Origin of the sequence: Demequina lutea (genome assembly GCF_013409005.1) — a bacterium.
Classification (GTDB): Bacteria; Actinomycetota; Actinomycetes; order Actinomycetales; family Demequinaceae; genus Demequina; species Demequina lutea.
Genome location: NZ_JACBZO010000001.1, coordinates 2,061,032 through 2,075,348 on the forward strand (window position 1 = coordinate 2,061,032; position 14,317 = coordinate 2,075,348).

Genomic DNA, 14,317 nt, shown 5'->3' on the forward strand with positions numbered 1-14,317 from the left:
CGCCTAGATGATTCGGCCGTGCGGCTCGATCGCCGAGGGCTTGTAGCCAGGCGACCACCTGGCCGCGAGCAACACGAGAGACACCAACACGAGGGACGCCGCGACCACTTGGAACGCGATGTACCCCCAATGAATACTCAGCGGCACCGAGTCTTGGATGCGCAGCCACCCCGCATGGGTCGCAAGGGCCCACACCATTGCGGCTCCCGCGACCACGAAGGTGCCGATGAGGAGCCATACGGGTGCTTGGGTCGTTCGGGGGTGGGTCCGCAGATACCTCGCCCACCGGGACACGGCGTAGAAGAGCGCGAGGTTCAAGACGGCGAGCCCGGCGAACAGCGAGAACGTCACCGATAGCGGCGCCTTCCCATCGTCCTGATGGAGCGCGGTCGCGAGATTGATGAGCGACAAGCGCTCAAGGGAGTAGAACGCCATACACAAGCCCAAGACACCCACGACCAGCGCGCCTGCCATGCGCTTCAAAAAGCCGTTCACTCTGCCCCTCCTTGGGCCTCAGCATGCAGCGCTCGTTCCCGATCGATCCTGCTTCCCCACCGTACCCCGACCGCGTAGACGAACAGAAACATCACACCAACGAAGGCGATCGCCGGTACGAGAACGCCTCCCGCGATGAGCGGGACGTGCAATGCCCAGCCAAGCCGCCTGCCCCATCGTGCCGACGCGCGTGACGACGCCAGCGCAAACCCCGCCGCCAGCGCTGCGCCGCTCACCCACACGAAGCCGGGAGACACGCTGATCACGTCGGCCTTGCCAAGCCCCCACACGACGAGAGCGGCAAAGAACGTCGCGAGCGACTCAAGCAACAGCGTCGTCTGAGTGAAGATCACGAGCGCCGAGCGCTGCGGCTTGGGGTCCGACGTGGCCATCATTCCCACCGCCCGATGCGCGGTGGAACTCCCTGCCGCTTCTCGCCCAGTTTGCGGTCGGCACCCATCATGATGCGCACGTCGGCAACGAGCGAGATGGAGCCGATGACGAGCACCCCTCCGGTCATGTCGTCGTCGGCCTCGGCGATCTGAACTGCCTGGTCGAGCGCGCTGGGCAGGTCGGACTGAATGGTCACCCTGTCCTCGCCAAAGTGGGCGGCCGCGATCTTGCCGAGTTCGTTGACGTCCATTGCCCTTGGCGACGTCGACTTGGTGATGACGACCTCGTCGAGAAACGGCTCGAGCCCCGCGAGGATGCCGTCGGCGTCCTTATCGTCGAGCACACACACGACGCCAACGAGGGTCGAGAACGCGAAGGACTCCTCAATCGCCTCGGCCACGGCGTCGATGCCGTGCGGGTTGTGAGCGGCGTCGACGACGATCGTCGGCGAGCGCCGAATCGTCTCGAGCCTGCCGGGGGACGTCACCCTCGCGAATCCCTGTTCGACCACGCCTGGTGGCAGCGAGCCCTCGTCGCCGCCATCGGCCATCAGCGCCTCGACGGCGGCCAGTGCCATCGCGGCGTTGCGCGCCTGATGCGCGCCAAACAGCGGGATGAAGATGCCCTCATAGGTGGCGCCAGGGGTGCGAATGGTGACGAGCTGGCCGCCGACACCCGCGTGCCTGTCGACTACCTCGATGTCGGCACTCCCGCCTTCAACGTCCCCGCCTTCAGCGCCGGCACGCCACACCACGCGCGCCTGCGGAAACGCCGGCTCGAGCGCGCTCATTGCCGATTCGGCCTGACTCGCGACCACGACGGCGCTGCCTGGCTTGATGATCCCGGACTTCTCGGCCGCGATCTCTTCAAGCGAGTGCCCCAGCCACGTCTCGTGGTCGAGCGCGATGGGGCCAATCACGGCGACGTCGGCATCGGCCACGTTGGTCGCGTCCCACGAGCCGCCCATCCCTACTTCGAGCACACACACGTCGATCGGTGCATCCGCAAAGGCGGCAAAGGCCAAGACCGTCAGCACCTCGAAGAAGCTCATGCGGGGGCCGCCGCGCTCGGCGGAGCGGTTGTCCACCAGCTCGAGAATGGGCGACACGTCGGCCCATAACTCGATGAAGGCTTCCCTGGAGATGGGCTCGCCGTCGATCTGAATCCGCTCACGCACACTCGTGAGATGCGGAGAAGTGAACAATCCCGTGCGCAGCCCAAGCGACCGCACCAGCGATTCGGCCATGCGCGCGGTCGAGGTCTTTCCGTTGGTGCCGGTCAGGTGAATCACCTTGAAGGCGCGTTGAGGGTTGCCCAAGAGGTCACACGCCTCGCGCACACGGTCGAGCGTCGGCTCGAAGTCGTGTTCGGGATTGCGGGAGAGGATGTGGGCGTAGATCTCGCGCTCGGCCCTGTCAAGGGCTGCGCTGGCTTCGCGATCAGTCACGGCCACAGTGTCCCATGCCGAGGCTCAGGCGCCCTCCGCTAGAGCCACGAGCCCGCGTCGGGCTCGGCCCCGGTGGCCACACGCCGCTCCGCGTCGTTCGACCACTGCGACCACGAACCCGGGTAAAGGGCTGCAGCGAATCCCGCTTCCGCGAGCGCCGCAATCTCGTGCGCGGCCGTGACGCCCGAGCCGCAATACACCGCAACTGGGCGCGAACCATCGACGCCCAACGCCCCGAATCTGGACCGCAGGGCATCGGCGGCGAGAAACGTCCCTGCCTCGCCGAGGTTGTCCTGAGTGGGCGCGCTGATGCCGCCGGGGATGTGGCCCGCACGCGGATCGATCGGCTCTGTCTCGCCGCGGTAGCGCTCGCCCGCGCGGGCATCGAGCAGCACGCCCTCGGTTGCGTCGAGGGCCGCCCCGTCTGCGTCGACCACCGGCATGTGCCCCCACGAGAGCTCAATCTCGGTCGCCACCGGGTGAATCTCGCCGCTTTCCAGGGGCGCATGTGCCGCTCGCCACGCGGCGAGTCCGCCGTCAAGAATGCGCACGTCGCGCACCCCCGCGTGCCTCAGCAACCACCACGCACGAGCGGCGGCCATGCCCGCGGCGTCGTCGTAGACCACCACGGCCTCGCCGTCCGCGAGGCCCCACGCACGCGCGGCCCGCTCGAAGCTCCCCTGCGTCGGCAACGGATGCCTGCCCTCAAAGGTGCTCGGAGGCGCGGCAAGATCCTCGTTCAGGTCGACGTAGATGGCCTCCGGAAGGTGCTCCTGGGCGTACGCGGGCCTGCCGTCGGGCACGGCCAGGGACCAGCGCACGTCAAGCACGCGCGGGGCGTCGGCGCTCGCGAGCTCCTCGACGAGCTCATCCACGGAGATCAGGACGGACATGGGGGCACCTTTCGTCGATCGATTCTGTCAGGGAGCACACCTCAAGCGCACCGTGAGGCGCGGGCTCTGCCCTTCCCACTAGGCCTTTGACAGCGTGATCGCCTGCGCGTCTCCAGCCTCCACGGCGAGCGACGTCGCGAGCACCTCGCCCGCGATGAGTTCGAGGTGGGTCTCGACGGCGACCACGCGCTCCTCGGGCACCGTGAGGACCAGCGTGATGCGGTCGCCCACATTCAGGCCCTCTGCCTTGCGCTGGTCCTGGATCGCACGAACGAGGTCGCGGGCGTAGCCCTCGGCCTCGAGTTCGGGCGTGAGCGCGGTGTCGAGCGCCACGAAGCCCCCGCCCGGAAGGACGGCCGCCGCGACTGCCGCGTCGCCCTCGCCGCCGATGACGGTCGCGAGCTCGTACTCCCCCGCCTCGAGCGCGATGCCGCCAGACGTCACTATGCCGTCGACCTCGGCCCAATCACCCGACTTGGAGCCGCCGATCGCCTGCTGCACCGACTTGCCGATGCGGGGGCCAGCGGCGCGGGCGTTGACCGTCAGACGGCGCTCGACTGGGTTCGCGGCCGTGAACTCCTCGATCGTCAGCAGTCGCACGGTCTTGACGTTGAGCTCGGCGGCAATGAGGTCCACATACGGCTCAAGCGCTGCGGCCGAATCCACCGCGACATCGAGCGACGCGAGCGGCTGACGCACGCGCAACTGCTCCTTCTTACGTACGCCGTGGGCCACCGAGACGACCTCGCGCACCTGGTCCATGACGGCGCCGAGGCTGTCATCCGCCCACACGGACGGAGTGACTGGGTAGTCGGTGAGGTGCACCGAGCGACCACCCGTGAGTCCGCGCCAAATCTCCTCCGTCTCGAGAGGCAACAGCGGGGCCGCCAGGCGTGTCACCGTCTCGAGCACCGTGTAGAGGGTGTCGAACGCATCGGCGTCCTCGTCCCAGAACCGGTCGCGCTGCGTGCGCACGTACCAGTTGGTGAGCAGATCCATGTATTGCGCGAGAGACTCCGAGGCACCAGGAACGTCGAACGCCTCCATCTGGGACGTGACCGTACGCACCAGCTCGGCCGTCTTGGCGAGCACATACCTGTCCATGACGGGAAGCGACGCCACCCTGGCATCGTCCATCTGCTTGCCAAGAATGCCGGCACCACCGTTTGCGGCGCCCGCGTACAGGGTGAAGAAGTAGTACGTCGACCACAGCGGCAGCATCACCTGGCGAACACCCTCGCGGATGCCCTCCTCCGTGACGACGAGGTTGCCGCCGCGCAGGATCGGGCTCGCCATAAGGAACCACCGCATGGCGTCGGAGCCGTCGCGGTGGAACACGTCGTTGACGTCCGGGTAGTTCTTGAGCGACTTCGACATCTTGCGGCCATCGTCACCAAGCACGATGCCGTGGCTCACGCAGGTCTTGAAGCTGGGCTTGTCGAACAGGGCCGTGGCGAGCACATGCAGCAAGTAGAACCAGCCGCGCGTCTGGCCGATGTACTCGACGATGAAGTCGCCCGGGTAGTGGCTGTCGAACCACTCGCGGTTCTCGAACGGATAGTGCACCTGCGCGAACGGCATCGAGCCCGAGTCGAACCACACGTCGAGCACGTCGGGGATGCGGCGCATCGTGGACTTGCCGCTCGGGTCGTCCGGGTTGGGGCGCACCAGGTCGTCGATGTAGGGACGGTGGAGGTTGGGCAGGCCCTCCTCATCGAGCGGGAGCCGCCCAAAGTCGGCCTCGATCTCGGCGAGAGAGCCGTACACGTCCATGCGCGGGTACTCGGGGTTGTCGCTCATCCACACGGGGATGGGCGTGCCGAAGTAGCGGTTGCGGCTGATCGACCAGTCGCGAGCGCCCTCGAGCCACTTGCCGAACTGACCGTCCTTGATGTGTTCCGGAACCCACGTGATCTCTTGATTGAGCTCGACCATGCGGTCGCGGAACTCCGTCACGCGCACAAACCACGAACCGATCGCGCGGTAGATCAAGGGGTTGCGGCAGCGCCAGCAGTGCGGGTAGCTGTGGTTGTAGGTCTCGTGACGCAGCACGACACCCTTCGCCTTGAGCGTGTCGATGATCGGCTTGTTCGCGTCGAAGACCTGAAGACCCTGGTAATCGGGCACCTCGGACGTGAAGCGGCCCCGCGAATCGATCGGGATGACCGGCTCGATACCCGCCGCGGCACAGACCGCCATGTCTTCCTCGCCGAAGGCCGGGGCGAGGTGGACGATGCCGGTGCCGTCCTCGGTCGACACATAGTCGGCCACGAGGAGCTGGTGCGCGTTCTCGCGCCCCGCGAAGTAGTCGAAGGGCGGCACGTAGCGCAGGCCAGCGAGGTCGGCGCCCTTCACGGTCGCGACGACTCGTACATCGTCGCCAATCTCACGCGCGTAGGAGGCCACCCTGCCGCTCGCCAACACCAGCCTGCACCCCACAAAGGGACCCTCCGACGGCACGACCACCGAGTACTCGATCTCCGGCCCCACCGCCGCCGCGAGGTTGGACGGGAGCGTCCACGGCGTCGTCGTCCAGATCAGGGCCGACGCATCGGCCAGGGCTCCTGGAGCGTCGATCAGCGGAAGCAACACGGTCAGCGCGGGGTCCTGACGGTCCTGGTAGACATCATCGTCCATGCGCAACTCGTGGTTGGACAGCGGGGTTTCGTCGCGCCAGCAGTACGGCAGCACGCGGTAGCCCTCATAGGCCAATCCCTTGTCGTACAGAGTCTTGAACGCCCAGATCACGGACTCCATGTACGTCACATCGAGAGTCTTGTAGTCGTTCTCGAAGTCGACCCAACGGGCCTGGCGAGTGACGTACTCCTCCCAATCCTTCGTGTACTTCAGGACCGAGTCCTTGCACGCCTTGTTGAAGGCGGCGATGCCCATCTCCTCGATCTGCGACTTATCGGTGATGCCCAGGATGCGCTCGGCCTCAAGCTCTGCCGGCAGCCCGTGGGTATCCCAGCCGAAGCGGCGCTCGACCTTCTTGCCGCGCATCGTCTCAAAGCGGGGCACGACGTCCTTGGCGTAGCCGGTCAGCAGGTGGCCGTAGTGCGGCAGCCCGTTGGCGAATGGGGGCCCGTCGTAGAAGACAAACTCCTCGGCGTCGTCGCGATTGTCGATCGACGCCTGGAACGTGCCGTCCGCCTTCCAGTACGCGAGCACATCCTCTTCGATCGAGGGGAAGCTTGGCGAGGGGGTCACCTCGGCCGAGGCATCGTCGGCGGTGCGGTGCAGGGGGTAGCGGGCGTCGCTCACGGCGGTTCCTTAAGGTCAAGCGTGTGGTGGTCACTCGTGCAGTGCGAGGACGCCCCGTTCCGAGAAAAACTGACCTCGTGGAACGACGCGCGGTACCACCCCGCTTGCCTTTCCGTCCCACTGCGGGACGTTCCGGCCACTCATGCCCCCTCCATCAAGGAGGCGCCGCTATGACGGGCTGCCCGTGCGGTTCTACTGAGTCGCCCGAGGGCTCCCGTTCTTCCGCAAGCTCACCGGTGATTGCCGGGTCGACGCTGGTGACCCCAGTGTACGCGAGCCTGGGGCGCACGGCGCTGACCATGAGCGTTCGCGCCGCGCGCGCCTCCCCGAGCGCCGTCCTGGGCGACAGCGAGGCGACGGGAGGTCCCTGCTCGCGAGAGGATAATGGAACTCATTCGCCGACGCTTCAGAGGGCCGAGAACCTCCCGGCCCTCTCCTATCGGGCGCCCGAGCGAGCCGCTCCGCGCGCGTGTGCCGCCAGCACACTCCTTGCCGCGACACGATGCTGAGGAGTTCACGCGTGCCCGACACCTGTGCACCCGACGCGCACCGCGTTGACGACACCGCAGACCCGCCTCGTGCCGTCACGACCGAAACCCTCGAGACGCCTCACGTCCCACAATTCGAGGCCGAGGAAGAACCGACGACCTTGTCGATGCCGATCATCGGTGCCGCCAGCGTGGTCGTTGTCGACGAGGCGGACACGGGGAGCCGGTCGATTGAGGCACTCACGCTGTCACCACGACGCGCCAAACTGGCGCTCTTCGTCCTCGCCACCGCCGCGTTCGCGGCGAGCGCGAACGAGGCATCGATCGTGGCGCTCAGCCAGTCGATTGCCACCGGCCTCGCGGTGCCCGTCGCCTCCATCGGCCTTGTCGCCACCGCATTCGCGCTCACCGTGGTCGCCGCGGCCACACCGCTGACCTTGCTCACCGCGAAGGCGAGCAAGAGGGTCACGCTCTCGGTCACAATGGGAGTCTGGACCGTTGGCGTGTTGATCGCAGCCATGTCGCAGAACCTCGTGCAATTGACAGGGGGTCGCATCGTGTCCGCCGCGGCGCACGCGCTCTTCTGGGCGCTCGTCGCCCCAACTGCGGCGAGCATGTTCGCCCCACATCTGCGCGCGCGCACCGTGACACGCATCATGGTGGGTGCCGCAGCAGCGGGCGTGGTGGGCACTCCCCTCGTGACCTTCAGCGGCACGTCATTCGGATGGCACACGCCATATTGGGGCCTCGCCATCTTGGGTGCGGTGTTGACCGCCTCGCTCGCGCTCGCGTTGCCGGGTCATGTTTCCAGCCGCGGCCACCGGAATGTGCAGCACACACGCGGCGACGTCCCCTCGCGGCGGATGTTTGCCAAGGTGCTGACGGTGACCTTTGCGGCGACGGCCGGCATGTCTGCATCGTGGACGTACATCGTCCCGTTCTTCACCAAGCAGGCAGGGCTTGACATCTCGAGCTTGCCCGCCGTATTCGCGCTGGGAGGGATCGTCGCGGTGGCCACGACGCTCGCCGTCGCGCCGTTCCTTGCGCGCAACGTCGTCCAGACCGTCCGCGTGAGTCTCGGCTTGCTCGCCATCGCGTGGGCCTTGCTCGCCATCGCTTCACCGTGGTCGGCCATCGCTGCAGAGGTGCTGCTAGCCGCAGGATGGGCGGCGCTGTTGGCAGCTCTCATCAACTGGGCGATGCGGCATACGCCATGGCGCACCGACGTCGGGGCAAGCACCTACACGATGGCCATGAACTCCGGTGGAGCCTTGGGCCCCCTGGTCGGTGCCGCGATCGTCGCAGCGTGGGGCACTCGCGCGCTGCCGCTTGTATCGCTCGGGCTCACCGCAGCCGCCGCTATCGTCACCACGACAATCGACGCCCGGATGCTCAGGCGACTCAGAGTGCCTCGCCGCTTGCGACGTGCAGTTCAGGCGCGCTTCGCCATGGTCGAGAAGCGCCGGGCTTGGACGCAAAGGACCCGACCCATCGCCCTGCGACCCCGGGGGCGAGCCACGTCCTTCACGCGCGGCAGCGTACGGGCGCGTCGTGCGCTGCGGAGGTCCGTCGACCCCAGACGTCGCTGACGCCGGCAGGCTGTGCCGCCGCCAAGGCCTTGATCCGGCGACCGTGGGATCGTGCATCCACCGCACTCTCGCGAGGTCAGCGAGATAGCCTGGCATCGACGAGGAGGTCGCCATGCTCGCAACCTTGCCTGCCTTTAGTTCCTTTTCCGTACTCGACATTGACGAGGCCGCACATTTCTATGGCGACGTTCTCGGGCTCAGTACGTCCGTCGCGCGCGGGATGCTGACCCTGACGCTCGGCTCCGGCGCTCACGTCCTCGTCTATCCCAAACCCCATCACGAGCCCGCGAGCCACACGGTGCTGATGTTCCCCACCGATGACATCGTCACCACCGTCGAGTGGGCGCGCTCACGTGGCGTGGTCTTCGAGATGCTAGACGGCGTCGGCGACGACGGAATCATGCCCGCAAATGAGTGGGGTCCCGCCAATGCCTGGTTCCGGGATCCGTCCGGCAACTGGCTGTCGATCGTCGGGGAGCCCGCTTCAGACCCCGTTGAAGGAAGTTGAACCATAGTTTGGCGGGGTCGAGCGCGGAATGGCGGCAATGGTCAGGGAGAACTCCTCCGTATCGTCTTGAGCCGTCACCGACACCAGTTCACCGATAAATTCGACAACTTCGCGCCTGAGCAATTCGAATTGCTCGCGCGTAAGGTGCACGTTCTCGCGCAGCAATCCGGCCGAACGAGGGTGCCACTCTCCCGCCGCCGCATGCCGAGCCGCGTCAAGGGACAAGGAGCGTGCGACGGTCTCGGTGGCAGCCACGAATTCTTCGGGCGTCGCACTGGCCGTCGCGGCTTCGGGAGTGGCAGCCACACGGTAGACCCTCTCCATGGCGCCCCCGCGCCGGTGCCGCTCGACAACGGTGATGATTCCAGCGTTCACGAGGCGCGCGACAGCTCGATACAGCGACGCTTGCGCCACGTCCGGCAGGCGCTCATGGATCTGCTTGGTGGTCAGGTCATCGGCGCCCAGCACCAGTACCACCCGCATGCGCACCGGGTGCAATAGGACATGTGCTCGGAGTTCCCCCACGGTGAATATTGTAGGGAAGCAATAGGGCGAGTCACGACCATTTGTGAATAACCGATCAAATTCACATCTGATAATGCCGAATCGTCCGTCAAGACTCGCACGCTTTCACGCCGCGGATTTCCTCATTCGAGCGTGACGGGCGGCTCGTGGCGCTTGCCCAACCATGGGATGAACTTTCCGGTTCGCGAGGCGTAAGCACCGTAGCCCGAATACGCAATCATCAAGAAGCGCTCTTCGCGCCGTGTCTTAAGTTCAAAGAAAGGTCCGAGCGCGACGGCGAGAATCCACGCCACGACGGCGCCTCGAACGACGGCGAGCCCAAGCGCGGCGATCACGACGGATGTGTACATCGGATGGCGGACCCACGCATAGATGCCACGCGCGCTGATTCCCGCGCCGTTCGGCTCCGGAACCGGCGTCAGCGCTCGCCCCAGGTACCACGCGGCAGCAAGGCTTCCCGCGCCACCGGCCGCAAACATGACGAGGCCGAGTAGCCGGAGCGTCGGCACCGACGGCCCCCACGACGATGGCACGACCGCGATCGCGACAAAGAGCACGCCCTGAATCGCCACAAGGCCCCAACTCGCCAGGGACGCCCGGCCCCCACCCGTCACCCGCGACCACCACGACATGGCCCCAGGCTAGTGGGGTGCGCGGACCGATTGGCGCAAGGCGCCACGTAAGCGCACACTGAAGACATCGCCGAAATCATCCTCTTCCATCACGCTCAGGGCCTCACTGAGGGCCTGCGCGAATTGGCTGAGCGCATCCGAGCGGCGGGCCACGAGGTCCACACACCCGACATGTACTCGGGGGTCGTTTTCGGGCGGCTCGACGAGGGCCTCGCCTTCGCTAGCCGCATCGGTCACGACGCGATCGAGGAGGTCGCCCGCCGGGCGGCCCGCCAGCATCCCCACGCCGACACCGCTATGGGATTCTCCCTCGGCGCCTTCCCCGCGCAGTTGCTTGCGCAGGAGTGGAAGAGAATTCATAATCTCGTGCTCGTGGCCGGCGGACTTCCTCCCCGCGATCTCGGCGGCGACTGGCGCTTCGACGTGCGACTCAGTGTGCATGTCGCGGACCCCGACGACTGGATCCCCACCGGGTCGCTCGAAACCCTCCTGCACCACGCCAGGGGGCCCCACGTCCACAGGTACCCCGGCATCGGCCACATGTTCGTCGATCCGTCGAGCCCCGACTATGACGCCGACTCCGCAGACCTCTTTGAGGAGCGCCTCTTGGCATGGCTTGACGAAGGCGACCTCACGCACTCCCATCCGTAGGGCAATGAGCGTCGAATCACCTTCATGATCATCCTTGTCATCGTCGGCATCGTGTCCGGACTCATCACCGCCGTGAGCCCGTGCGTGCTCCCGGTCCTTCCCGCCATCCTTACCTCGTCGATTCAGGACGGCGCACGCTCGAGCAGGCGGCCCTACGTGGTCGTCGGCGGACTCGTCACCAGCTTCGCCGTGTTCACCTTGCTCGGTGGCGTCATCCTGTCCAGCCTCGGATTGCCCGCCGACGTCTTGAGGTGGGTGGGCATCGTCACCCTGGCCATCGTCGGACTAGGTCTTGCAGTGCCTGCGGTGGGGCACATTCTGGAAAGGCCGTTCCAGAACACGCGCATGCCGAAACTGAGCAGGGACGGGAACGGCTTCGTCATGGGGCTCGCTCTTGGTCTCGTATTCGTTCCTTGCGCGGGCCCGATCCTCGCTTCTATCACCGTGCTGGCGGCGACGAAAGGCCTCAGTTGGGGCCTGGTCGCGCTCACGCTCTCCTTTTCCGCAGGGGTGGCGGTGCCGCTGCTCGGGTTCGGAGTCGCCGGTCAACGTATCGGCTCCCACATCAAGGCGGTCCGCACCAGGCTCCAGGCCATCCGGATCGCATCCGGGGTGGTGCTGATCGTCACCGCGCTGGTCATCGCCACCAACCTCGCAGAACCGCTCCAGCGACTCGTCCCCGCCGCGCTGGCGCAGGTCCAGAACCAGATCGAGAACGACTCCGGCGTCCAAAGCCGCCTCGACAGCCTTGCTGGGCGCACGAACTCTAGCTCCGGCGCATCGGGCGCCTTGACTCTTGACCAGTGCGAACAGGGACCGATCGACAAGCTTCAGAACTGCGGACCCGCCCGCGACTTCACCGGAATCGACCAGTGGCTCAACACGCCCGACGGCAAGCCTCTTACGCTGGCGGGCCTCAAGGGCCGCGTCGTGCTCATCGACTTCTGGACCTACTCGTGCATCAATTGCCAACGGACCTTCCCCTACCTGAACGCTTGGGACAAGCGCTACCGCGACGAGGGCCTCACGATCATCGGCGTCCACGCTCCCGAGTTCTCATTCGAGAAGGTCGTATCAAACGTCAAGGACGCTGCGGCCAGGTATGGCATCAATTACCCCATCGCGATCGACAACGAATACGCGACGTGGAACGCGTGGGACCAGAGCTACTGGCCCGCGCATTACCTGATCGATCAGCAAGGAAACGTGCGCCAGGTTCACTACGGTGAGGGCGGCTATGCGGAAACCGAGAGTCTCATCCAGCAGCTCCTGCACACGCCCGCCGAGGCTCCCGTCAAGGTCGCCCCTGCGCACGACACCCAGGGCCGCACGCAGGAGTCGTACCTCGGGTCCCAGAGGCTTCAGTACGCGGACAATATGGATCTCCAATACGGCAAGGCCGCAACCTACGTCGGCAACGCGACCCCGAGCCTCAATAGTTTCTCCTACGACGGCGAATGGACCATCGGAGGGGAAAGCGCCGTCGCCGGGTCCAAAGCTCGTATTTACCTGCACTTTTATGCCGCCGATGCGCACCTCGTGTTGGGAGGAACGGGCACCGTCACTGTCACCCTCGCGTCAGACCCCTCGTTCAAGCACGTGATCGCGATCAACGGCATCTCCGATTTGTATGAGCTCTACTCGGGTGAGGCACGAGAGGACATCATGACGATCGACGTGAGCCCGGGAGTCGAGGCGTACACCTTCACCTTTGGGTGATCTCCACGCTTCTTCACCCATCCGTGCCGCGCTTTGCGACGAATCACATGCACAGGCGGCAGGAGCCGCCCGCTCACGAAAGGCCCACCATGAACACGACCAAAGCACTCGCGCTTCCCGCAATTGCCGTGATGGCCGCGACCCTCCTCGCGGGCTGCGGAAACACCAAGGCGTCATCGTCCTCGGACCCCACCATGAGCCACGATGCCATGATGCCCTCAGGCGCGACAACGTCCCCAGAAGCGATGATGTCAGACGCGCCGACCATGTCCCCAGAAGCGATGATGTCTGACGGCACTAACGGCTAGTCTCCGTACGCACAGGGAAGCGACGCCAGCACTAAGGACACGAGGAGCCGAAGATGAGCGACGAGAGGGCCTTGCGCATCGTGCGCGACACGCCTGACGCCGACACCTCGCCTCGGAGCCGCGACGAGCGCGCCGCCGCGCTCTCACGCGATCTAGTCGCGTGTGCGCGCGGCGACGAGCGGGCGTTCGAGAACCTGTACGACGCGATTGGCGGCTCGGTCTTTGGCGTGGCGTTGCGCATCGTGCGCGATCGGACGATTGCGGAGGAGGTCGCTCAAGAGGCGCTCGTCGAGGTGTGGCGAATAGCGGCCCGCTACCACCCAGAGAGGGGATCAGCGCGCGCGTGGATCCTCACGATTGCGCACCGGCGTGCGGTGGATCGGGTGCGATCCGAACAGGCCCACACGGACAGGCTCCTCGCTCATGGCCCGCACTTGGGCTCCACTCACGAAGAGCCGGACCATGTGGTGGAGGTGGCCTATGGCAGATGGGAAGCGGAACGTGTACGAGCGGGCCTCGAAGCCTTGACGACACGTCAGCGGGAGGCTCTCGACCTGACCTACTTCAAGGGCTACACCAACAAGGAACTCGCCGAGGCGCTTGGAATTCCCCTAGGTACGGCGAAGGCCCGCATCCGAGACGGTCTCATCAAATTGCGCGATGCATGGGAGGAGGAGTGATGAACTCCAACATCGACGGCGAACACTCGCTGCTCGGCCCCTACGTGGTGGGCGCCCTCGACGACGAGGAGCGGGTTGCGTTCGAAAGGCACCTTGCGTCATGCGAATGGTGCCAAGACGAGGCACGCGGGTTGGAGGACGCCGCGGCTACCCTGGCGGACGCCCAGGCCGTTACGCCCCCGTTGTCGCTGCGAGCCAGCGTGATGAGCGAGGTGGCTCGCACCGCCCAAGTGCCCCCCGAGCTGCGCTCCCCCGCATCCGTGCCGAGGCGCCGACGACGGTGGCCCGTCATTGTCACCGCCGCGGCATCACTCATCGCCGTCGCCGGAATCGGCGTCGCATACGGAATTCGCGACACGGGGACCGATGTCTCCGCACTCGAACGCAACATCGTCATGCTCTCTACAGCACCTGACGCCCATTCGATGGAACTCGGCCTCGGCTCTTCTCACCTCGTCATGAGCAACCACATGGACGAGGTCGCGGTGATGGGTCACGATGCGCCGATGCCCGCGGACGGCATGGAATATCAGTTGTGGTTTGTCATGGCCGATGGCACGCCCGTCGCGGGGCCCACCTTCATGCCCGACAAGAGCGGCGACATCATGGCCCTGTCCGCCGCCGATTGCTCTCACATCGCGGCCTTCTCGGTGACGGTCGAACCACAAGGCGGCTCCCCTGCGCCGACGGGCGATGTGATCGCCTCGATCGACCTCTAAGCGCGC

General features: G+C 66.0%; 14 protein-coding genes. 6 read left to right on the forward strand and 8 right to left on the reverse strand.

The window, feature by feature from the left end:
* Positions 1–3 precede the first annotated feature (3 nt).
* The 5 genes from BKA03_RS09975 to ileS form a co-directional block, all read right to left on the reverse strand.
* Positions 4–495 carry a hypothetical protein gene (locus BKA03_RS09975; RefSeq protein WP_062075730.1) on the reverse strand — a complete coding sequence of 164 codons (492 nt, stop codon included), beginning with the start codon at positions 493–495 and terminating at the stop codon, positions 4–6.
* Complete coding sequence (locus BKA03_RS09980) at positions 492–890, reverse strand: DUF4233 domain-containing protein (RefSeq protein WP_083971880.1); 399 nt, start codon at positions 888–890, stop codon at positions 492–494. Before BKA03_RS09980 ends, BKA03_RS09975 begins: the two co-directional genes overlap by 4 nt.
* Positions 887–2,335 (reverse strand): bifunctional folylpolyglutamate synthase/dihydrofolate synthase, encoded by a 1,449-nt coding sequence (locus tag BKA03_RS09985; RefSeq protein WP_238579451.1) that lies wholly within the window; start codon positions 2,333–2,335, stop codon positions 887–889. Before BKA03_RS09985 ends, BKA03_RS09980 begins: the two co-directional genes overlap by 4 nt.
* A 38-nt stretch (positions 2,336–2,373) precedes the next feature.
* Positions 2,374–3,228: a sulfurtransferase gene (locus BKA03_RS09990; RefSeq protein ID WP_062075727.1), complete on the reverse strand. Its 855-nt coding sequence runs from the start codon at positions 3,226–3,228 to the stop codon at positions 2,374–2,376.
* A gap of 78 nt (positions 3,229–3,306) precedes the next feature.
* Complete coding sequence (gene ileS, locus BKA03_RS09995; protein ID WP_062075726.1) at positions 3,307–6,492, reverse strand: isoleucine--tRNA ligase; 3,186 nt, start codon at positions 6,490–6,492, stop codon at positions 3,307–3,309.
* A gap of 520 nt (positions 6,493–7,012) precedes the next feature.
* On the opposite strand from ileS, the gene BKA03_RS10000 reads away from it, so the two are divergent.
* Positions 7,013–8,569 carry an MFS transporter gene (locus tag BKA03_RS10000; protein WP_062075725.1) on the forward strand — a complete coding sequence of 519 codons (1,557 nt, stop codon included), beginning with the start codon at positions 7,013–7,015 and terminating at the stop codon, positions 8,567–8,569.
* Between the two features lie 112 nt (positions 8,570–8,681).
* Entirely contained in the window at positions 8,682–9,077 is a 396-nt protein-coding gene (locus BKA03_RS10005) for a VOC family protein (RefSeq protein WP_062075724.1), read from the forward strand.
* Here the strand turns inward: BKA03_RS10005 and BKA03_RS10010 are convergent.
* Entirely contained in the window at positions 9,054–9,602 is a 549-nt protein-coding gene (locus BKA03_RS10010) for a helix-turn-helix domain-containing protein (protein ID WP_202965753.1), read from the reverse strand. The two genes, BKA03_RS10005 and BKA03_RS10010, sit on opposite strands and share 24 nt — an antisense overlap.
* Positions 9,603–9,724: 122 nt before the next feature.
* Positions 9,725–10,234: a methyltransferase family protein gene (locus BKA03_RS10015; RefSeq protein ID WP_083971875.1), complete on the reverse strand. Its 510-nt coding sequence runs from the start codon at positions 10,232–10,234 to the stop codon at positions 9,725–9,727.
* A 78-nt stretch (positions 10,235–10,312) separates the two neighbouring features.
* On the opposite strand from BKA03_RS10015, the gene BKA03_RS10020 reads away from it, so the two are divergent.
* Together BKA03_RS10020 and BKA03_RS10025 are read left to right on the forward strand one after the other, a co-directional pair.
* Positions 10,313–10,885, forward strand: coding sequence for a dienelactone hydrolase family protein (locus tag BKA03_RS10020; RefSeq protein ID WP_274518624.1), 573 nt, complete (start codon positions 10,313–10,315; stop codon positions 10,883–10,885).
* A gap of 24 nt (positions 10,886–10,909) precedes the next feature.
* Positions 10,910–12,604, forward strand: a complete 1,695-nt coding sequence (locus BKA03_RS10025; RefSeq protein ID WP_062075720.1) for a cytochrome c biogenesis protein DipZ — start codon at positions 10,910–10,912, stop codon at positions 12,602–12,604.
* Positions 12,605–12,677: 73 nt separating this feature from the next.
* Here the strand turns inward: BKA03_RS10025 and BKA03_RS10030 are convergent, their stop codons facing one another.
* Positions 12,678–12,902 carry a hypothetical protein gene (locus tag BKA03_RS10030; RefSeq protein ID WP_152649608.1) on the reverse strand — a complete coding sequence of 75 codons (225 nt, stop codon included), beginning with the start codon at positions 12,900–12,902 and terminating at the stop codon, positions 12,678–12,680.
* Positions 12,903–12,965: 63 nt separating this feature from the next.
* Here BKA03_RS10030 and BKA03_RS10035 point away from each other — a divergent pair, with 63 nt between their 5' ends.
* Positions 12,966–13,592, forward strand: a complete 627-nt coding sequence (locus tag BKA03_RS10035; RefSeq protein ID WP_062075718.1) for a sigma-70 family RNA polymerase sigma factor — start codon at positions 12,966–12,968, stop codon at positions 13,590–13,592.
* Positions 13,592–14,311 carry an anti-sigma factor gene (locus BKA03_RS10040; RefSeq protein WP_062075717.1) on the forward strand — a complete coding sequence of 240 codons (720 nt, stop codon included), beginning with the start codon at positions 13,592–13,594 and terminating at the stop codon, positions 14,309–14,311. Before BKA03_RS10035 ends, BKA03_RS10040 begins: the two co-directional genes overlap by 1 nt.
* Positions 14,312–14,317 lie beyond the last annotated feature (6 nt).